The sequence below is a fragment of the Catenulispora pinisilvae genome, from assembly GCF_015356865.1.
Taxonomy (GTDB): domain Bacteria; phylum Actinomycetota; class Actinomycetes; order Streptomycetales; family Catenulisporaceae; genus Catenulispora; species Catenulispora pinisilvae.
Window position 1 is genome coordinate 24,737 of the sequence record NZ_JAAFZA010000071.1, and the last position, 18,837, is coordinate 43,573.

Below are 18,837 nucleotides of genomic sequence, written 5' to 3' on the forward strand. Positions count from 1 at the left end.
CTCACGCCCCGCCTTCCACGAACTTGTCCCGTTCCTCGTCGGCGACTCCCGCCAGGTTGATCTCGAAGGTGAAGCCCTGCTCGTAGCGGTAGGAGCGCTTGACGTCGACCGGGTCGATGCCGTTCAGCGCGGCCTTGGCGGCCCGGATCACCGCCGGGTGCTTGGCGGCGATCTCGGCGGCGAGTTCCAGGGCGCGCTCGTGCAGCTTCTCGCGGGGGACGACGTCCCAGACCGAGCCGAACTCCAGCAGGCGCTGCGCGGAGACCGTGCGGGCCGTGTAGTACATGGTCCGCAAGTAGTGCTGGGGAACGAGCCGGCCCAGATGCGTCGCGGCACCGAGGGCGCCGCGGTCCACTTCCGGCAGGCCGAAATACGCGTCGTCGGCAGCGATGATGCTGTCGGCGTTGCCCACCAAGCCGATCCCGCCGCCGACACAGAACCCCGCGACCTCGGCGATCACCGGCACCGGGCAGTCGTAGACGGCGGCGAACGCGGCCGCGCAGCCGGCGTTGGCGCCGAGCAGCGCGTCGAAGCCGGGGGTGTTCTGCATCTCCTTGATATCCACGCCGGCATTGAAACCGCGGCCCTCGGCGCGCAGGATGACCACACGGGTGTCAGGGTCCTGACCGGCCGTCCGCACGGCGTCGGCGAGCGCGAACCAGCCGGCCACCGGCAGCGCGTTCACCGGGGGCTGGTCGACGGTGACGGTGACGACGCCGCGCGCCGTGCCGGGCTCGCTGGTGCTGGTGACGGCCAAGGCGGCCTCCCGGGTCCGAGGAAGAGGGCAGTCGAGCAACCTAGCATTTGCTTGGGATCCTAGCGGTCGCTCGGAGGGGTGACCAGAGCGGCGGGAAACGCGCGTGTGACGGACAGTGGCCCTTGTAGGGAAACAGTGGCCCTCGTAGGGAACAGGACCGCGACCGATCGGAGCGCGCACGATGTCCCAGGACGACCAGCGGCGCAACCAGCCGAACGAGGATCCCGCCGAGGCGGCGCGGCGGCGGGCGCAGGCCGAGGCGGAGACACAGGCACAGGCCGCGCGCCGGGAACCGGGAACGGGATCCGGGATGAGTGCCGCTGACGAGGCGGGCGCGACCAGTCAGCCTGGTACCGGGGCGCAGCAGGGTGCGGAAGAAGGTGCGCGCGAGGCTGCTGGCGGAGCCGCGGCCGGAGCCGCCAGCGTCAACACTCCCGCTGGTGCTGGTGCTGGTGCTGGTGCTGTTGGTGCTACGGCTGCCGGGGCGAGCCAAACGACTCCCCGCCGCGAGTTCCACGACCCCGGCGAAGGCGCCCCGCGCTATGCCGCCGTCGGCGAGCAGGCCCCGCGGTCGGGGTCCGAGCAGTCCTGGAGCGCGGCGCCGCACCCCGGGTACCAGCCCGATCCGACGCGCAACTACTCCAGCAAGCGCCTGCTGGCCAGTACCTTGATCGGCATCCTGTTGCTGGGCGGCGGCGTCGTCTACGTCTACCGCATCCTCAGCAACCGCTCCAGCAACGGTTTCGGTGCCGCGCCGTGGACCGCCGCGGTGAAGCACGACGGTGCCTACGTCGGTGGCATCAACGCCCAGAACGACGGCGCGGCGCAGCCGGTCGACCTGCCGCAGGGCGTCAGTCCCGGCTCTTCCGGGAACGCCGGGGCCGCCGCCGTCAGCAGCGCGATCGCCGTGTGCCGGACCGCGACGGCCACCACGATCCCGGTGACCACCGCCACCGGCACCACGGCCACCATCGGCGACTGGGCCGTGCGCGCCACTCCGAGCGTGCAGATCCTGCGCTCCGACGCCGCCACCCTGCAAACCGCGCTCAGCCTCGGGCACGTCGCCGCGGTGGCCAGTGCGGCGAACACCCTGTGCTCGACCGTCCCGCACATCGGAGGCCTGCCGCCGATGCCGGACGCGGTCGGCTCCCAGGCGTGGTCCTCCGCCATCAGCGCCTTCGCCACCGCCGCGACCGAGTCGCTGCAGGGCGCCAGCGGCAACCCGGACGCCACGGCGGCGGCCTTCGACGGCCTGAACGAGGGCGATATGCAGCTGAACGCGCTGGCCGCGCGGATCGTCGCCGCGACCTGATCGCCTTCCCAGATCACCCTGATCAACGCTCCGACCTGCGCCTGAGCTCGAACTGACAGCCGCTGACGGCCTCTGCGTCAGCGGCTGTCAGCCGCTGTCAGCGCCGTGTGCGCGACCTATCAGCGGTGCCCTGCATCCTCGTAGTCGTACCAAGATGACGACTACCCAGAGGGGACGGGGCGATGACCTCCTACGCGATCGAGGCCGAGGGCCTGCAGAAGTCCTTCGGCGAGACGAAGGCGCTCAAGGGCGTGGACCTGTACGCCGCCCCGGGCACCGTGCACGCGGTCCTCGGCCCGAACGGCGCCGGCAAGACCACCAGCGTCCGGATCCTGGCCACGTTGACCAAGGCCGACGCCGGCTGGGCCCGGATCGGCGGCTACGACGTGGCCAAGCAGGCCGAGAAGGTCCGCGCCACGATCGGCCTGACCGGCCAGTACGCCTCGGTCGACGAGGACCTGACCGGTACGGAGAACCTGGAGCTGATCGGCCGTCTGCTGGACCTGTCCAAGCGCGACGCCCGGGCCCGCGCCGCCGAACTGCTGGAGTGGTTCGACCTCACCGAGGCCGCCAAGCGCTCGGCCAAGACCTACTCCGGCGGCATGCGCCGGCGCCTGGACCTGGCCGCCTCGCTGGTCGGCCGGCCCGCGGTGATCTTCCTGGACGAGCCCACCACCGGCCTGGACCCGGCCAAGCGCGAGGACATGTGGGGCGTGGTCCGGCGGCTGGTCGCCGAGGGCTCCACGGTCATGCTCACCACGCAGTACCTGGAGGAGGCCGACGCGCTGGCCGACGAGGTGACGGTGATCGACCGCGGCCAGGTGATCGCCCACGACACCCCGCTGGGCCTCAAGCGCGTCGTCGGCGGCCAGCGGCTGACCGTGCAGCCGCTGGACCCGGCGCGCCTGGCCGAGGCCGCGGCGCTGCTCCAGCAGGTGTCCGGGAACAAGGCCGAGTCGCCGCGCACCGGCGTGGTGTCGGTGCCGGTGAAGGACGACGCCGCGCTGACCGAGGCCGTGGCCCGGCTGTCCGCGGCCGGGATCGGCGTGACCGAGCTCTCGCTGCACCTGCCGAGCCTGGACGAGGTGTTCTTCTCGCTGGTCGGTCGCCGGGCCGGGGACGACCGGCCGGCCGCCCAGACTCCGGGTGACAGGACCCCGGGTGACAAGACCCCGGCCGACCAGACCCCGGGTGAGCGTGCTGACACCGAGTCGTCCACCCCGGTCGCGGTCTGACCGCGACCGGGCGAGCCACACCCGACAGCCCTGATAGCCGCCCGGCGACCACACCACACCGCGCCGCGCCACTGAATCAGAACCCAGACAGACTTCTCCGAGGGGACCCATCATGACCGCCATCACCGCCGATCCGGTAGGCGCCACGACCGTCAGCACCAAGCCGTTCAAAGTCATCCGGCACAGCGCCGCCCTGGCCAAGCGCAGCCTGCTCAAGACCATGCGCACCCCCGAAGCGCTGCTGGACGTCACCCTCCAGCCGGTGATCTTCCTGCTGCTGTTCACCTACGTCTTCGGCGGCGCGATCGCCGGATCGCAGAAGACTTACTTGCAGTACCTGTTGCCCGGCATCCTGGCGCAGACCATCGCGATGAGCGCCACGGCCATCGGCGTGAACATGAACACCGACATCTCCAAGGGTGTCTTCGACCGCTTCCGGTCCCTGCCGATCGCCAGGTCGGCACCGCTGGTCGGTGCGGTGCTCGCGGACTTCGTCCGCTACGCGCTGGTCGCCGTCATCACCCTGACCGTCGGCTACGCCATGGGCTTCCGGATCCACACCAACCCGTTGGAGGCCGGGGCGGCGCTGCTCATCGCGGTGGCCTTCGCGCTGGCGATGAGCTGGGTGTCGGTGTTCCTCGGGATGGTGGCCCGCACCCCCGGCGCGGTGCAGGGGATCATGATCCTGGTGGTCCTGCCGCTGAGCTTCGGCAGCAACACCTTCGTGCAGACCGGGACGCTGCCCGGCTGGTTGCAGGGCTTCGTCAAGGTCAACCCGATCACCCACCTGGCCGGCGTCTCGCGCGGGCTGTTCCTGGGCGGGCCGGTCGCCGACCACATGCTGTGGACGTTCGTCTGGATCATCGGCCTGACCGCCGTGTTCATGCCGCTGGCGCTGCGGGCCTACGGCCGCAAGGTCTGACGCATGACCTCGGGGTCGGTCAGGACAGCGTCCGGAAGACCCAGGACGCGCGCGACGAGGATCTTGTTCTCGTCGCGCGCCGCGTTCTTCCCGACCGCGTAACAGGACTCGTAGTCAGGACGCTCATGAAGCCGTGCCGCCAGCGCCAGCCGTTCGGTGTCGCTCTGGTCGGCGGCGCCGAGCATCTCCTCGGCGGCGCCGAGGAGCCGGATGGCGAGCTCGGTCTGGCCGGTGGCGTCCGCGTAGCGGGCCGTGCACACCGTCATCCGGGCTTGGATGGGCATGTCGCGCGTGATGAGGCCGTAGCTGTAGGCGCGGCCCAGGGCCGCCCGCGCCGGCTCGGCTTCGCCGTCGTCCAGGTGCAGCATCGCGGCAGTGGCCTCACGGAACGCCAGCAGTTGCGGCGGGCCCTTCCAGTCCTCGACGAACTCGACCTGGGCCATCCGCAGATAAACCCAGGCCTGTTCGCGTTCTCCGTTGTTCCGGTGGAACTCGGCCAGGCCCAGCAGCGCCACGAAGCAGCTCATCGCCGATCCCGAGCGCTGTGCGTCGGCCAGTACCTCCTCCAGCAGTTCGCGGGCGGCGTCGTTCTGGCCGAGCCGGGCGAGCAGCTGGGCCCGGCCGATCTGGATCTGGCTGGCGCTGGTGAAGGCGTTTATCTCCCGGATCAGCTCCAGCGACCGGCTCTGCAACCCCAGGGCGGTCTGGTCGTCGCCGTCGGTGATCGCCAGCTGCGCCAGGCCGTTGAGGGCGGCCGACAGGCCCCAGCGCTCGCCGAGCTCTTCGAAGGTCTTCCGGGCCCGCTCCAAGTCCGCGCGCACCGGCGCGCGGACCCCGGCGTTCTCCGCGGACATGCCGCGCATCAGGTAGACCATGGCGCCGACCCACGGGTCCGGGTGGTCACCGTGCTTGTCGACCATGGCCTGCAACCGCTCCCGGTCGTCGTTGAGCATCGGCACGATGACCGAGACCAGGGCCAGCAGCGGATGCTCGGAGGAGCCCAGCTCGGCGATCAGGTCGGAGATGTCCTGGGTCAGCCGCGGGATCTCGTCCCACAGATAGTCCTCGAACACGGCCGTGACCCGCTCGAAGATGGCGACGATCGCGTGCGCCTGCCTCGGCGAGGGCCCCGGTACGGCCAGCGCCACCTGCATCCAGGCCCGGCCCTCCTGGGTCTGGTCGCCGAGCGTCCAGTACCAGGACATCGCGGCGGCGAGGCGGATCGCGGTGTCGGCGTCCTCGTCGGCGGCCGCGAAGCGCAGCGCGGCCAGGATGTTGTCGCGTTCGGCGTTCAGCCGCATGAGCCATTCCATCTGGGTGGCGCGCCGCAGATGCGGTTCGGCGGTCTCGGTCAGGCGCAGGAAGAACGCGGCGTGCGCCCGCCGGACGTCGGCCAGCCGGCCGGCCCCGCTGAGCCGGTCGGCGCCGTACTCGCGCAGTGTTTCCAGCATGCGGAAGCGCGGGTCCTGACCGGGCTCGGTCGGCACGGCGTGGAGCAGCGACTTGTCGATGAGCGCTGAGAGCAGGTCGAAGGCGGTATCAGGATCCAGACCCGGGGTCACCGCGGCCGCGGCCTCGGCGGTCACCCCGCCGGGGAAGACGGCCAGTCGCTCGGCCAGATCGCGCTCGTCGTCGGACAGCAGTTCCCAACTCCACTCCACGACGGCGCGCAGCGTCTGGTGCCGGGGCATCGCGGTGCGACTGCCGCCGGTGAGCAGCCGGAAGCGGTCGCCGAGCCGGTTGGCGATCTGGTGCAGCGGCAGGGTGCGCAGCCGGGCCGCGGCCAGTTCGATGGCCAGCGGCAGGCCGTCCAGGCTGCGGCAGACGCGGACGACGTCCGGGAGCGTGTCGGTGTCGACGGCGAAGTCGGGGACGACGGCGGCCGCGCGGTCGGCGAAGAGCCGGACCGCGGGGTAGGTCAGGAGGGTGTCGGCGACGGTGAGTGGCGTCGGGTCGGTGAGCGGGTTGGCATATGGGGCGCCGCGCGAGCCGGTGCGCGAGCGGGTGGGCGGGCCAGGGTGCGGGCTGGTGTGCGGGCTGTGCGGGGCGGTGTGCGGGGCGACGCTCGGCGTGGGATCGGTGTGCGAGCTGATGCGCGGGTCGGTGCGCGGCACGGGACGGGTGACCGGGGTGGGTCGTTGGGCGCTGCCGCTGCCGCTGCCGCTGCCGCTGCCGCCGGTGCCAGAGCCGGAGCTAGTGCCGGTGCCGGTGCCGGTGCCGGAGCCGGAGCTAGTGCCGGCGCTAGCGCGCGGCGCGGAGTCCACTGGAGAGTTCGAGACAGGCCGAATTTCCGTTGCCGGGCCATCGATGGAGTCCTGCTCCGGCATCGCCAGCGGCGGCACCGGGAACAGGCTCTCGCCGTCGATGGTCAGCGGTTCGCGGCTGGTGGCCAGCACCCGCAGCCCCGGCGCGCGGCCGAGCAGGGTCTCGGCCAGATCGGCGGCGGCGCCGATCAGATGCTCGCAGTTGTCCAGGATCAGCAGGATCCGCTTCTCGGCCAGCGCCTCGACCAGGTGGTCGATCGCGCTGCGCAGCATCGCGGCGGCGGCCGCGGGCGAACCGCCGGCGCTCATCAGCTTCGTCTCGCGGGGACCGAGCGCCGAGAGCACCGCCTGCGGCACTTCGCCGGGATCGGTGACCGGGGCGAGCTCGGCGAGCCACGCGCCGTCCGGGAAGCGCTCCAGGACCCGCTGCGCGGCCTCGGCGGCCAGCCGGGTCTTGCCGGCCCCGCCCGGACCGACCAGCGTCACCAGCCGCGAGGCGTCGAGCATCTTGCCGATCCGCGCGACTTCCTCCTCCCGGCCGACGAAACTGGTCAGCCGGGTCTTGAGGTTGGTGCGCGGCGCGTGGTCGGCGGCCGGCGGGGCCAGCGCCGGATCGCTGCGCAGCACCGCGAGATGGACCTGGGCCAACTCCTTCGACGGGTCGATGCCGAGCTGGTCGGCCAGCGCCCGCCGGACCTGTTCGTAGACGGCCAGCGCGTCGGCCTGCCGCCCCACCGCATACAGGGCTCTGACATGGAGCGCGGCGACGTTCTCCCGCAGCGGGTGCTCGGCGCTGAGCGCTTCGAGCTCGGCCAGCGCCTCGGCGGCCTGTCCCAACCGCAGCTCGGCGTCCAGCCGGTCGATCAACGCGGCCAGCCGCAACTCGTCCAGCCGCGCGGCCGGCGCCACCGCGAACGCCGCGTCGGCCACGTCCGCCAACGCCGGACCGCGCCACAATGCCAACGCCGCACGCAGGGTCGCCCGCGCCGCCGAGGGATCGTCGGCCCGCAACGCCTCGCGCCCCGAGCGCGACAACGACTCGAACCGCACCGCGTCCACCGACTCCGGCGCGATCGCCAGCCGGTACCCGCCCGGCGCCGCGGCGAGCAACGCCGGGTCCCCGAGCACCTTGCGCACCCGGGAGATCAACGACTGCAACGCGTTCGCGGCCCCCTCGGGCGGCTCGTCGCCCCACAGCGCGTCGACGAGCGCCGCGACGGTGACGGCCCGCCCGGCGTCCAGCGCGAGCCGGGACATCAGGGTGCGCAGACGCGCGCCGCCCACGGCCACCGGCGCGCCGTCCACGCGGATCTCCAGCGGGCCCAGGATCGATACGGTCAGCGGCACGGTCCCAGTCTGGCACGCGCGCTGGGCCCGGGGTCGCTTCCCAACCTAACACTTGCTTGGTACGCTCCGCCCCGTGCCCCTCTCCCTGGACCTGACCGGCAGCGTCGCGTTGGTCACCGGCGGCGCCCGGGGCGTCGGCCGGGGTGTCACGGCCCGGCTGCTGGCCGCCGGGGCGACCGTCGTCAGCTGCGGACGGACCGTCCCGGAAGCGCCGCTGCCCGCGGGCGCGGAGCACCGGACCGCTGACGTGCGCGTCCCCGAGCAGGTCCGGGAGTTGATCGACGGCATCGCCGCCGACCACGGCCGACTGGACCTGGTCGTCAACAACGCCGGCGGCGCACCCTACGCCCTGGCCGCCGAAGCGAGCCCGCGCTTCTCGGCGGCGATCGTCGGCCTGAACCTGTTGGCCCCGTTGGCGGTCGCGCAGGAAGCGAACCGGATCATGCAGCGGCAGACCGGCGGCGGCCACATCATCAACATCTCCAGCCAGAGCGCTCGGCGGGCCAGCCCCGGCACCGCCGCGTACGGTGCCGCCAAGGCCGGGCTGGAGAACCTGACGCGCACGCTCGCGGTCGAGTGGGCCCCGAAGGTGCGGGTCAACGCCATCACGGTCGGGCCGGTCCGCACCGAGCAGTCGCACCTGCACTACGGCGACGAGGACGGCGTCGCCGCCGTCGCGCGGACCATCGCCCTGGGCCGGCTGGCAGAGCCCGACGACGTCGGCGATCTGTGTGCCCTGCTGGCATCGCCGTTCGCCTCCTACGTCAACGGCAGCGCCATACTTCTGGACGGCGGCGGCACTCGCCCGGCGTTCCTGGACGCCGCCAACGCCGAACATCCCTGAGAATCAGCGGGAAGTAGCGCTTGTCTTTACCTCCAGCATGAGAGCCGGACCAACGAAGGAGTGGGCAGCCATGGCAGGGATCTGCGAAGGCCGCGTGGCCGTCGTCACCGGGGCCGGCCGCGGTCTGGGCCGCGCGCACGCCCTGGCGTTCGCCAGGCAGGGCGCCAAGGTCGTGGTCAACGACCTCGGCGTCGGGCCCGACGGCCGGGACGGCAGCGACGGCCCGGCGCGGGAGGTCGTCCGGGACATCGTGAAGGCCGGCTACGAGGCGGTCGTGGACCACCACGACATCGCCACCTGGGACGGCGCCGCGGCCCTGGTGCAGACCGCGCTGGAGGCGTTCGGCAAGCTCGACGTCCTGGTCAACAACGCCGGGTTCCTGCGCGACCGGATGCTGGTCAACCTCTCCGAGCAGGACTGGGACGACGTCGTCCGGGTCCACCTCAAGGGCCACTTCCTGACCCTGCGGCACGCCGGCGCGCACTGGCGCGACCAGTACAAGCTCGGCAACCTCAACGACGCGCGCGTCATCAACACCAGCTCGGGCGCGGGCCTGCTCGGCTCGGTCGGGCAGGGAAACTACGCGGCCGCCAAGGCCGGCATCGCCGCGCTGACCATCCAGGCCGCCGCCGAACTCGGACGGTACGGCGTCACCGTCAACGCGATCGCCCCGGCCGCCCGCACCCGGATGACCGAGGGCCCGTTCAGCACGATGATGGCCGCGCCGCCGGACGGCTTCGACGCCATGGCGCCGGAGAACGTCTCGCCGCTGGTGGTCTGGCTCGGCTCGGACCGCTCCCGGGCGGTCAGCGGCCGGGTCTTCGAGGTCGAGGGCGGCCGCATCGGCGTCGCCGACGGCTGGCAGCACGGGCCGACCGTGGACAAGGGCGCGCGCTGGGACCCGGCCGAGCTGGACGCGGTGGTCGCGGCGCTGATCGACGAGGCGCCGGTGCCGGGGCCGGTTTACGGGGGCTGAGGGGACCGGTTTACGGCGGTTGGGCGGGCCGGGCTCGCCGGTCTGGGGCCCGCTTGCCGAGCTCCGGCGGTTTGAGTTTCTGCCGGGTCTGAGCCTTCGCATGCCCGCCTTCGCATGCCCGCCTTCGCATGCCCGCCTTCGCATGCCCGCGCGTAGTATGCCTATTAGAAATACTACGAAGTGGAGCAAACCATGGGCAGGGTCACGGGCCGGGTCACGGGCAAGGTCGCGGTCGTCACCGGCGGCGCGCGGGGACTGGGCGCGGCGCAGGTCCGCGCGCTGGCCGGCGAGGGGGCGAAGGTGCTGGTCACCGACGTGCTGGTGGCCGAGGGCGAGAAGCTGGCCGCCGAGCTGGGGCCGGACGTGCGGTTCGCCGAGCTCGACGTCACCGACTTCGCCCGGTGGCAGGCGGTGCTCGCCCAGGCCGCCACGGCGTTCGGGGCGCCGGTGAACGTGCTGGTCAACAACGCCGGCATCGTGAAGGAGTCGTCGATCGAGGACACCTCGGAGGCCGACTTCCGCAAGGTGATCGACGTCAACGAGGTCGGCGTGTTCCTCGGCATCAAGGCCGCGATCCCGCTGATGCGGGCGGCCGGCGGCGGCTCGATCGTCAACATCTCCTCGATCGGCGGCATCATCGCCTTCACCAACATCCCCGGCTACGTGGCCAGCAAGTGGGCCGTGCGCGGGCTGACCAAGGCGGCGGCGCAGGAACTCGGGCCGGAGCGGATCCGGGTCAACTCCGTGCACCCGGGCTTCATCGAGACCGAGATGACCACCGGGACCGGCACCGAGCAGATCGCCGCGATCCAGCCGCTACGGCGGCAGGGCCGGCCCGAGGAGGTCGCCACCTTGGTGCTGTTCCTGGCTTCCGACGAGGCCTCGTACGTCACCGGTGCCGAGTTCGTCGCAGACGGCGGTTTCACCACCATGTGACGCCACTGTCATGGGATAGCCTCGCCAGTCGGAGCGTCCAAGAAGTCCGGACGATCTGGACGATCTGGATGATCCGAACGGAGCGGCGAAGATGCGGGTGTCACTGCGGCACGGTCGATGGGCGGTGCTGGCTGCGGTCGGCGTGCTGGCGCTGGCGGGCTGTAGCTCGTCCGGCAGCTCGAAGGGGTCCGCGGCCGGCGGGTCCGGCGGGACGGCCGCCGGCGGTTCGTCGTCCAGCGCCGCTTCGGGGGCCAAGAGCTGGTCCAAGGAACCGGCGATGACCATCGACCCGGGCAAGAAGTACACGATGGTCCTGCACACCTCGCAGGGCGACATCACGATCGCCATGGACGCCGCCAAGGCCCCGCACGCGGTGAACTCCTTCAACTTCCTGGCCGCGCAGCACTTCTTCGACGGCAGCTACTGCCACCGGCTGTCCACCTCGGCCGGCCTGGAGATGCTCCAGTGCGGCGACCCGACGGCCGGCGCCACCCCGAAGGCCACCGACGGCCAGAACGGCCCGGGCTACCAGTTCCAGGACGAGAACCTGGCCGGCGCCACGTACCCGGCCGGGACCGTGGCGATGGCCAACGCCGGACCGAACACCAACGGCTCGCAGTTCTTCCTGGTCTTCGGCGACAGCCAACTCCAGCCGGCCTACACCCCCTTCGGCACCATCACCGACGGCATGGGCGTCCTGGCCCACGTCGCCTCCGGCGGCATCAGCGACCCGGGCCAGGACGGCACCGGCCGCCCGACCATCCCGGTCGAGCTCAAGTCGGTCACGGTCACCGCGAGCTGACTTCCGAACGCGCGGCGATGTGACGCGCGGCGATGTAACCCGTAACCCCGTCGGCCGGTGTGTCCAGTGATGAACTAGCCACCGACCGATGAGGGGCGGGGAATGGAAGGGACGATCGCCGAACGGCGATTGCGGATGCCAGGCGGGGGAGCGGCGGTGAAGGCCGCGCAAGAGGAGTCGTTCCGCCAGTTCGTCGAAGGCTCCTGGCACCGCCTGCTGCGCACGGCATACCTGCTGACCGGCGACCACGGCGCGGCCGAGGACCTGGTGCAGACCGCACTCATGCGCACCTACCGGCACTGGGCCCGGATCGAGGACTACGAGGCCCCCGAGGCCTACGTCCGCCGGGTGATGGTCAACATCAACATCTCGGCGTGGCGGCGCCGCAAGGCGGTCGTGCACGTGGTGGCCGAGCCGCCGGAGCCGGCGCCGGCGGCCGGGGCGGGCGATCATCAGAACACGTACGCGGTCCGCGACGAACTGTGGCGCGCGGTCTGCGCGATGTCGCCGCGCATGCGCACCGCCTTCGTGCTGCGCTATTTCGAGGACCTGACCGAGGCCGAGGTGGCCACGGCGATGGGCTGCGCGGTCGGCACCGTGAAGAGTCAGATCTCGCGCGGGCTGGCGCGGCTGCGCATCGACCTGCAAGCCGAGGGGAGTTTCCGATGAATGCTGATAAGCCGATGCGCGCCGACAAACCGGAGAGCGGCCCCGGCGACGAAGTCCTGGAGAACGAGTTCCGCGCCATGTTCGCCGAACGCTCCGAGACGGTGCGGATGGCGACGGCGCCGTACGCGTCGGTGCGTCAGCGGATCGCCGCGGCCCGCCGCAAGCGCCGGCTGCGGCTCGGCAGCGCGGGCGTCGCGTTCGCGGTGGCGGCGGCCGGGATCGGGGTGTGGGCCACGGTGCCGGGGCGGCATCAGGCCGCGGTGGCGCCGATATCGAAGATCCCGGCGTCCGGCGGGCCCGCGAAGTACCTGTACGCCGACGGCCACACCGAGATCCCGGCCGGGCCGTTGCAGCAGGCCGCGCTGGCCTGGCTGCGGGCGAACTACCACGGCGATCTGCGCGGGCTCACCGTGGTGACCACCTTCGACCCGGGCATCCAGGCCGCGGCGAACGCCTCCCCCGGCGACAGCGGCGTCGCGGTCCTCGACGCGCGGACCGGCGCGGTGCTGGGGCTCGGCGGAACCTGGGACACGCCGATGCAGGTCGCCGACCTCATGAAGCCGATCGTGCTGGCGGCGGCGTTCCAGACCGGGCACTACACCCCCGATTCCAAGGAGCCGCTGGACGCTCAGAAGCACCCGGTGTACTGGCCCCCGGGGAGCGAGAAGACCCCCCTGACCTTCGTGTCGGGAAACCAACAGTTCAATTGGCCGCCGGAATCACCCACCACGACGATCCACGACACGGACGTCACGCTGACCCAGGCCGCCGAGTCGGGTGCCAACGAGCCGTTCGCGCAGCTGGAACTCGCGGCCGACATGGGGCCGTCCGGGGTCTACCAACTCGCCATGCGCATGGGGATGCCGAAGAGCAGCCCGGACTTCTTTCCCGTGCCGTCGCTGGTCCTGGGGGTCCCGGCGGCGAGCCCCCTGACGATGGCGAGCGTCTACGCGACCTTCAACGACGGCGGTGTCCGGCACGATCCCAGGATGGTCGGGCAACTGCTCGCCGAGAACGGGCGGAACGTGTGGATGCCGCCCGACACCTTCACCCGCGTCCTGTCGCAGAGTACTGCGGACCAGGTCACTGCCGTCCTACACGCGCAACTACTCAACGGTCCCACCACCATCGGCGTCGATTCCATCCTCGCCGGGGACCGCTCCGGGTTGTGGGCCGCTGCCGGAGCCCCCACCTCGGAGGAGGCGGCCTGGCTCACGGGGGGCGACTCGCACTACGTGGCCTCGGTGGGGGTGTCCTCGAAGACCTCCAACGGCACTCTCAAGCCGCTGGGCGACGATCACCATGGCGGCGTCGACATCGGCAGTGAGTACGCCGGGCCGATCTGGGCGCGGGTGATGGGGGCGCTGAAGACCCGCGACTGACCCACTGCTGTGAACGACTGCGGTGAACGACTGCGATAAACGACTGCGATAAACGACGGATCCGCCGGGCGGCCTGAGCGCCGCCCGGCGGATCCGGGTTCTTATTCTTCGCCTATTGCCGCCTCAGCGCAGCGCGACCCGCCGGGCCAGCCCCAGGGGCAGCCCGCCGGAGCCGGCGATCGTGTCGTGGAACTGCTTCAGCGTCCCCTTGCCCTGCTTCAGATACTCCGCGCGGATCGCCTCGATCTCCAGGCACCCCGTCAGGTACGACGCCGCCTGCGTAGGCCACGCGCAGTACCGGTTGACCTCTCCCTTGGCCGTCTCCGGCGTCAGCGTCGCCTTCGAGGCCATGAACTTCTCGGCCTCCTCGATGCTCATCTCCCCGGTGTGCAGCGCGGTGTCGACCACGATCCGCGCCGCGCGGAAGATGCGCGCGTCCAGGTGCCCCAGCTCGTGCCGCGGGTCGGCGAAGTAGCCCTGCTCGCGCATGGCGGTCTCGATGTACAGACCCCAGCCCTCGACGAAGTACGGCGTGGTGAACGTGCTGCGCACCAGCCGCCCCTGCTCGGCCACCCACGACAGGTGCCAGTGGTGCCCCGGGTACGCCTCGTGGACGGCGATCGTCGGCATCGTCACGCGGGCGTTGGTCTTCAGCCGGCCCAGGACCGCCTCCGGCGAGGAGCCCGCCGGCGTGAACGGCACGTTGAACACCCCGGTGCGGGACGGCGTCAGCGCCGGCGGCCGGTTGTAGGAGGCCACCGACAGCACCGCGCGCAGGAACTCCGGGCCCGGCTGCACCAGGCATTCCTCGCCCTGCGCGAACGTCACCAGGTCGTGGTCCACGGTGAACTGCCGGGCCCTCGCCGTCTCGGCCCGGTACTCCGCGAGCATCGCCTCCTCACTCGGGGAGATGTCTTCGCAGAGTGCTTCCATCGTCGCCCGCCAGTCCCGGGACCCGCCGGGGATCCGCGCGGCCAGCTCCTGCATCTCCGCGTTCAGCCCGTCGTACGCCGCCTGGCCGCGCCGGTGCAGCTCCGCGGTGTCGTAGCCGAGCATCTCGACCTCTTGCAGCAGCCGCGAGTACGTCGCCTCGCCCAGCCGCCAGTCACCTTCGCAGCGTTCTGCGAAGTCGGCCAGGAACGCCGCCAGTTCGTCGAACGCGACGGCGGCCGGCTCGGCGGCGTCGGCCAGTTCGGCCCGCAGCGTCGGGTCCTGGACCATCGACGGCAGCGACTCGGTCAGGAACCGGCGGCCGGTGCGCGCCTGGCCCAGCGCCCGCTCCACCAACAGCTTCGGCGCCACGCCCGGATCCAGATTGCTGCGGCAGGCCGCCAGCGCCTCCGGCACCTGCTTCAGCTTGGCCAGCGACTCCTGGACCAGGCGTGCCTCGGGCCGGGTCTTCTGCTGCAACGGGAGGTAGAGGCCGTACAGGGTGGGGGACACGGATTCGGCCGGATCCCGGCGCCACATCTGGCGTTCGGCCATGATGCCGTGCTTGCGCAGCTGGGCCCGGACCAGGTCGCGGTCGACGCCGTCCTCGAAGTCGCCGACGCTCTCGGACGCGTCCCCGCCAGCCCCGCCAGCGCCGTCGGCCCCGGCCAACGCGTCCAGCTTCGCCAGCTGTTCGGCCGCCTCGCGGGCCCGGCGTTCGAAACCCTCGGCCGAGTGGTCGCCGAGGGTGGTCGTGTGGTCCGGATCGCCGGAACCCATCACCGTGGCCGAGACCGGATACGCGTTCAGGTACCAGCCCACCGCCTCGGCGACCGCCGACGCCACCGGGTTCTGGGAGTCTTCAGTCGTCATGGGCCGACCGTAGCGCTCCAAGAGCGTCGGCGGCGTGCACGTCCCCCTTGACTGACCCTGGACTTCGGCTCGGAATCGGTACCGACGGCGCGACACCGGCGCGACACCGGCGTGGCACCGGCCGGGGCCGGGCCGGTGCCACGCAATCGGTTGCCGGCGCTTGAACTTTGCCGGCGCTAGAACGAAGCGTTCGTCACCCAGTGGTCCAACAGCGTGTGGTCGCCCAGCGCCTCGATCTGCCTGGCCCCCGGCGCGCGCCGGCCCCAGACGAACAGGTACAGCTCGCCGACCGGCCCGCGCACCGCCGCCGCGCCCTTGGCGTGCGCGCGGCGCCAGCGGAAACCGTTCGGCTCCAGGGTGATCAGCCACTCGGCGCGCTCCTCGGCGGCCGCCGCCGGGTCGCCGTCGGTGGCGTGCAGGTGCACCGTCTCGCCGTCCCCGGTCAGGGTCCTGATCTTCGGGGCGAACGCACCGGCCGCGGGCAGGATGGTCAGGAACTCGTCGATGCCGTCGGCCGCCACCGCCGGGTCGTACTCCGGGGCGCGGCCCAGTGCCAGCTCCATGTCCGCGCGGTGCACGGCGGTCTCGTGCAGCATCCGCCGGGCCCAGAACCGGGCGTGCTTGTCCGGGCCCCAGGACCACACCGGCTTGTCGGGACCGGCGTCGCGGACGGCGCGCGCCAGGTCCTCGGCGCCCTCGCGGATCCAGGCGCCGTAGCCGCCGTAGGAGTCGGGGAAGCCCAGGTCCAGGCTGCGCGGGTTGACCGCCTCGCCGTCCGGCGAGCGCACGATCGCGGCCGCCCAGCGGTGCGCGGTGCCGATGTGCCGCGCGACCTTGCGCACGGTCCAGCCGGGGCAGGAGGGGACCGGCCGGCCCCAGTCGTCGGTGCCGAGGCTGTCGAGCAGCGCCGCCGCGCGCTCCGCCTCAGCGGTGAGTCGGTCCGTGTGGACGAGGTGCGGGTTGGCCGTCTCGCTCATCATCGGCTTGCCTTCCATCGGTGGTCTCGGGCGCCGCCGGTACCCGGGCGGGAGTCGCGGCCGGGACGACGGCGTGAGGGGACGAGTCATCGGTGGTGAACGGATATGGAATTGGTCGTGGACGTCGGTGCGCCCAGGAGGAACATTGGACCACCGCGCGGCGGGCCGCCACCCCCGGACGTGTGATCATCGTCTCTTGCGTCCGCGCGGTTCGGCGACCACCTTCCCCGCCTGGACCACCCCCACACCTGCCCCGCAGGTCCGACTGCGGCGCGAGTCAGGGGACGTCCGGCGCGTAAGGTTTCCGCCCGGTAGCGCCGGTGCGTAACAATCGGGCAAAGGAACCGGGACTCACCGACCACGGTGCGGGCTCCGGACGATCGGGAGGCGCTCGCGTGGGACTGGCATGGGGCTTGGCTGCGGCGGTCGTCTGCGCGCTCGCCTACGGGGCGGCGACGGTGTTCCAGGCGATCGGCGCCGCGCGCACCAAGGACACCGCCGGGGCCGGCGTGGACCCGCGGGTGCTGATCAGGGCCCTGTCCCAGCTGCCGTTCCTGGCCGGCGTCGGCCTGGACACCGTGGGACTGGTCGCGGACCTGGTGGCGCTGGAGAAGCTGCCGCTGTTCGCGGTGCAGGCGATCATGAACTGCTCGCTGGCGGTCACCGCGCTGCTCGCGGTGCCGCTGCTGAAGGCCAAGCTGAGCCGCAAGGACTGGATCGCGGTCGGCACCGTGGTGCTCGGCCTGATCCTGGTCGGGATCTCGGCCGGCGCGGAGTCCCCGGTGCACGTGGGCCGGGACGTGCACTGGGGTCTGCTGGTCGCGGTCGTGGTCCTGATCGCCGGGTCGTTCTTCGCGATCTGGAAGCTCGGCGGGAACCCGGTGGTGCTCGCGGCGTTCGCCGGGTCGCTGTTCGGGGCGTTCGCGATCTGTGTGCGGATCCTGCCGGACCTGCATCCGGTGGCGCTGCTGACCGACCCGGCGGCCTACGCCGGGGTGGTCGCCTCGATCACCGGGTTCCTGTTCTTCACCACGGCGCTCCAGCGCGGCTCGGTGACGATGGCCACGGCGACGCTGGTGGTCGGGGAGACCGGGCTGCCGGCGCTGCTCGGTTTCACGCTGTTCCACGACCACACCCGGCACGGGTTCGCGCCGGTGGCCGTGGCCGGGTTCCTGTGCGCGGTCGGCGGCGCGGTGGCGTTGTCGCGGTTCGGGGAGGCCGAGCCGCATCCGTCGGGCCCCGGGGACGGTCAGGACGTGGAGGCGGTCTCCGAGTCGTCGGCGACCAAGTGAAGGCCGACCCGCTCCGGCGGGGCGCCCAGCACCGACTCGACTTCCACGGACTCGACTTCCACGGACTCGGCCGCCACTGACGTGACTTCCACCGACTCGGCGGGCCGCGCCGAGCCCTTGCGCTTCTTGAGCACGAACAGCGCCACGCCGGCCAGCACGATCAGGCCCAGCAGCACGTAGCTGACCACCGAGGCGTAGTGCTCGACCTTGTGCCAGGCATTGCCCGCGGCATAGCCCAGAAGAGTGAATCCGGTGGCCCAGACGATGCCGCCGAGCGCGTTCCAGAACAGGAACTTCCGGTATGGGATCCGCGACACCCCGCACAGCCCCGGCACCAGCGCCCGCAGCGCCGCCGCGAACCGGCCGGTGAACACCGCCTTGCCGCCGAGCCGGTTGATCAGCAGCTTGCCCTGCTCGATGTGCTCGGGCTTGACGAACCGGGCCGGCAGCCTGGTCAGCAGGCTGTCGCCCCACTTCTTACCGACCTCGTAGCCGACGCTGTCGCCGATCACCGCGCCCAGGATCGCCGCGGCCAGCGCCACGCCCAGGTTGACCTTTCCGCTGAAGGCCAGGAAGCCGCCGATCACCACGGCGATCTCGCCGGGGATCAGGAAGCCCAGGAAGATCGAGGCCTCCAGGGCGGGCAGCAGGAAGACCAACACCAGCGCGGCCGGGCCGGGCATCTTCTGCAGCGTGTCCGCGATCCAGGTCAGTAGGGCTCCCATAGCGGTCAAGCTTAGGCGCTCGGATTATCGGGCGGGACGTGCGAAGGTCGCCGGTCGGGGTCATCCCTGAGGATGACCTCTCAAGCCGGCGACGGCACCCGGGTCCACGCCTTGACGATGTCCCGGACCGAGATCATGCCGACCACCTCGTCGCCGTCCACCACGATCAGGTGCCGGAAGCCGCCCCGGGTCATCGCCTCGGCGGCCTGGTCCAGGGTCCAGCGCGGGGTGGCGAAGACGACGTCGGAGGTCAGGTGCGCCTCCACGGCCTCGGTGTCGGCGTCCAGCCCGGCGCCGAGCGCGTGCAGGATGTCCCGCTCGGTGATGATCCCGATCCCCGCGGTCTCGGGGTTGTGCACCACGGCGCTGCCGACGCCGCGCTGGGTCATCCGCAGGGCGGCCTGCCGCAGGGTGTGGCGCGGGCCGATCATGAGGATCTCGGTGGACATGGCTTCGCGGACGTGGTCGTGGCGCCGGGTGGGGAGCGGCTGGACGGGCTGATCTGCCCGGATCTGGACCGGCTGACGCGGGACAACCGCGATTTGGAGGACTCTATCGATGTCGTGCAGCGTTTCGGCCGTTTGATCCTGGACA

Annotated in this window: 16 protein-coding genes; 10 read left to right on the forward strand and 6 right to left on the reverse strand. The window is 71.8% G+C overall.

The window, feature by feature from the left end; genetic code table 11:
* Nucleotide 1: 1 nt before the first annotated feature.
* The gene (locus tag IZR01_RS20660; RefSeq protein WP_194924780.1) at nucleotides 2–757 is read right to left on the reverse strand and encodes an enoyl-CoA hydratase family protein; all 756 of its coding nucleotides are present in this window, start codon (nucleotides 755–757) and stop codon (nucleotides 2–4) included.
* 181 nt (nucleotides 758–938) lie between these two features.
* On the opposite strand from IZR01_RS20660, the gene IZR01_RS20665 reads away from it, so the two are divergent.
* The 3 genes from IZR01_RS20665 to IZR01_RS20675 all read left to right on the forward strand — a co-directional run bounded on the left by IZR01_RS20665 (nucleotide 939) and on the right by IZR01_RS20675 (nucleotide 4,226).
* The gene (locus IZR01_RS20665) at nucleotides 939–2,069 is read left to right on the forward strand and encodes a hypothetical protein (RefSeq protein ID WP_194924781.1); all 1,131 of its coding nucleotides are present in this window, start codon (nucleotides 939–941) and stop codon (nucleotides 2,067–2,069) included.
* 182 nt (nucleotides 2,070–2,251) lie between these two features.
* Nucleotides 2,252–3,304: an ATP-binding cassette domain-containing protein gene (locus IZR01_RS20670; RefSeq protein WP_228559897.1), complete on the forward strand. Its 1,053-nt coding sequence runs from the start codon at nucleotides 2,252–2,254 to the stop codon at nucleotides 3,302–3,304.
* A gap of 112 nt (nucleotides 3,305–3,416) precedes the next feature.
* On the forward strand, nucleotides 3,417–4,226 hold the full coding sequence (locus IZR01_RS20675; protein ID WP_194895043.1) for an ABC transporter permease: 810 nt from the start codon (nucleotides 3,417–3,419) through the stop codon (nucleotides 4,224–4,226).
* Here the strand turns inward: IZR01_RS20675 and IZR01_RS20680 are convergent.
* Nucleotides 4,208–7,837 carry a BTAD domain-containing putative transcriptional regulator gene (locus IZR01_RS20680; RefSeq protein ID WP_194924782.1) on the reverse strand — a complete coding sequence of 1,210 codons (3,630 nt, stop codon included), beginning with the start codon at nucleotides 7,835–7,837 and terminating at the stop codon, nucleotides 4,208–4,210. The genes IZR01_RS20675 and IZR01_RS20680 overlap by 19 nt on opposite strands.
* 73 nt (nucleotides 7,838–7,910) lie before the next feature.
* On the opposite strand from IZR01_RS20680, the gene IZR01_RS20685 reads away from it, so the two are divergent.
* The 6 genes from IZR01_RS20685 (at nucleotide 7,911) to IZR01_RS20710 (ending at nucleotide 13,446) form a co-directional block, all read left to right on the forward strand.
* Complete coding sequence (locus tag IZR01_RS20685; protein ID WP_194924783.1) at nucleotides 7,911–8,681, forward strand: SDR family oxidoreductase; 771 nt, start codon at nucleotides 7,911–7,913, stop codon at nucleotides 8,679–8,681.
* Nucleotides 8,682–8,751: 70 nt separating this feature from the next.
* Nucleotides 8,752–9,657: an SDR family oxidoreductase gene (locus IZR01_RS20690; RefSeq protein ID WP_194896353.1), complete on the forward strand. Its 906-nt coding sequence runs from the start codon at nucleotides 8,752–8,754 to the stop codon at nucleotides 9,655–9,657.
* Nucleotides 9,658–9,849: 192 nt separating this feature from the next.
* Nucleotides 9,850–10,593 (forward strand): glucose 1-dehydrogenase, encoded by a 744-nt coding sequence (locus IZR01_RS20695; protein ID WP_194896352.1) that lies wholly within the window; start codon nucleotides 9,850–9,852, stop codon nucleotides 10,591–10,593.
* Nucleotides 10,594–10,684: 91 nt separating this feature from the next.
* A complete protein-coding gene (locus tag IZR01_RS20700; RefSeq protein WP_194896351.1) occupies nucleotides 10,685–11,395 on the forward strand; it encodes a peptidylprolyl isomerase in 711 nt (236 codons plus the stop codon).
* Nucleotides 11,396–11,497: 102 nt separating this feature from the next.
* Nucleotides 11,498–12,064 (forward strand): SigE family RNA polymerase sigma factor, encoded by a 567-nt coding sequence (locus IZR01_RS20705; RefSeq protein ID WP_228555141.1) that lies wholly within the window; start codon nucleotides 11,498–11,500, stop codon nucleotides 12,062–12,064.
* On the forward strand, nucleotides 12,061–13,446 hold the full coding sequence (locus tag IZR01_RS20710) for a PBP1A family penicillin-binding protein (RefSeq protein WP_194924784.1): 1,386 nt from the start codon (nucleotides 12,061–12,063) through the stop codon (nucleotides 13,444–13,446). Before IZR01_RS20705 ends, IZR01_RS20710 begins: the two co-directional genes overlap by 4 nt.
* Nucleotides 13,447–13,569: 123 nt before the next feature.
* Here the strand turns inward: IZR01_RS20710 and IZR01_RS20715 are convergent, their stop codons facing one another.
* Both IZR01_RS20715 and IZR01_RS20720 read right to left on the reverse strand, forming a co-directional pair.
* A complete protein-coding gene (locus tag IZR01_RS20715) occupies nucleotides 13,570–15,249 on the reverse strand; it encodes a DUF885 domain-containing protein (protein WP_194924785.1) in 1,680 nt (559 codons plus the stop codon).
* Between the two features lie 176 nt (nucleotides 15,250–15,425).
* Nucleotides 15,426–16,229: a maleylpyruvate isomerase family mycothiol-dependent enzyme gene (locus tag IZR01_RS20720; protein ID WP_194924786.1), complete on the reverse strand. Its 804-nt coding sequence runs from the start codon at nucleotides 16,227–16,229 to the stop codon at nucleotides 15,426–15,428.
* 392 nt (nucleotides 16,230–16,621) lie between these two features.
* Between IZR01_RS20720 and IZR01_RS20725 the strand changes: the two genes are divergently transcribed.
* Nucleotides 16,622–17,518, forward strand: a complete 897-nt coding sequence (locus IZR01_RS20725; protein ID WP_228559901.1) for a DMT family transporter — start codon at nucleotides 16,622–16,624, stop codon at nucleotides 17,516–17,518.
* Here the strand turns inward: IZR01_RS20725 and IZR01_RS20730 are convergent.
* Together IZR01_RS20730 and IZR01_RS20735 are read right to left on the reverse strand one after the other, a co-directional pair.
* Complete coding sequence (locus IZR01_RS20730; RefSeq protein WP_228555139.1) at nucleotides 17,476–18,243, reverse strand: DedA family protein; 768 nt, start codon at nucleotides 18,241–18,243, stop codon at nucleotides 17,476–17,478. The genes IZR01_RS20725 and IZR01_RS20730 overlap by 43 nt on opposite strands.
* An 80-nt stretch (nucleotides 18,244–18,323) precedes the next feature.
* Complete coding sequence (locus tag IZR01_RS20735; RefSeq protein WP_194924787.1) at nucleotides 18,324–18,692, reverse strand: CBS domain-containing protein; 369 nt, start codon at nucleotides 18,690–18,692, stop codon at nucleotides 18,324–18,326.
* Between the last annotated feature and the right edge of the window lie 145 nt (nucleotides 18,693–18,837).

Bases quoted from the DNA above. Each gene is read 5' to 3' on its own strand.
- IZR01_RS20665 (WP_194924781.1), top strand. From the start codon at position 939: ATGTCCCAGGACGACCAGCGGCGCAACCAGCCGAACGAGGATCCCGCC.
- IZR01_RS20670 (WP_228559897.1), top strand. From the start codon at position 2,252: ATGACCTCCTACGCGATCGAGGCCGAGGGCCTGCAGAAGTCCTTCGGC.
- IZR01_RS20675 (WP_194895043.1), top strand. From the start codon at position 3,417: ATGACCGCCATCACCGCCGATCCGGTAGGCGCCACGACCGTCAGCACC.
- IZR01_RS20690 (WP_194896353.1), top strand. From the start codon at position 8,752: ATGGCAGGGATCTGCGAAGGCCGCGTGGCCGTCGTCACCGGGGCCGGC.
- IZR01_RS20695 (WP_194896352.1), top strand. From the start codon at position 9,850: ATGGGCAGGGTCACGGGCCGGGTCACGGGCAAGGTCGCGGTCGTCACC.
- IZR01_RS20700 (WP_194896351.1), top strand. From the start codon at position 10,685: ATGCGGGTGTCACTGCGGCACGGTCGATGGGCGGTGCTGGCTGCGGTC.
- IZR01_RS20705 (WP_228555141.1), top strand. From the start codon at position 11,498: ATGGAAGGGACGATCGCCGAACGGCGATTGCGGATGCCAGGCGGGGGA.
- IZR01_RS20710 (WP_194924784.1), top strand. From the start codon at position 12,061: ATGAATGCTGATAAGCCGATGCGCGCCGACAAACCGGAGAGCGGCCCC.
- IZR01_RS20715 (WP_194924785.1), bottom strand. From the start codon at position 15,249: ATGACGACTGAAGACTCCCAGAACCCGGTGGCGTCGGCGGTCGCCGAG.
- IZR01_RS20720 (WP_194924786.1), bottom strand. From the start codon at position 16,229: ATGATGAGCGAGACGGCCAACCCGCACCTCGTCCACACGGACCGACTC.
- IZR01_RS20730 (WP_228555139.1), bottom strand. From the start codon at position 18,243: ATGGGAGCCCTACTGACCTGGATCGCGGACACGCTGCAGAAGATGCCC.
- IZR01_RS20735 (WP_194924787.1), bottom strand. From the start codon at position 18,692: ATGTCCACCGAGATCCTCATGATCGGCCCGCGCCACACCCTGCGGCAG.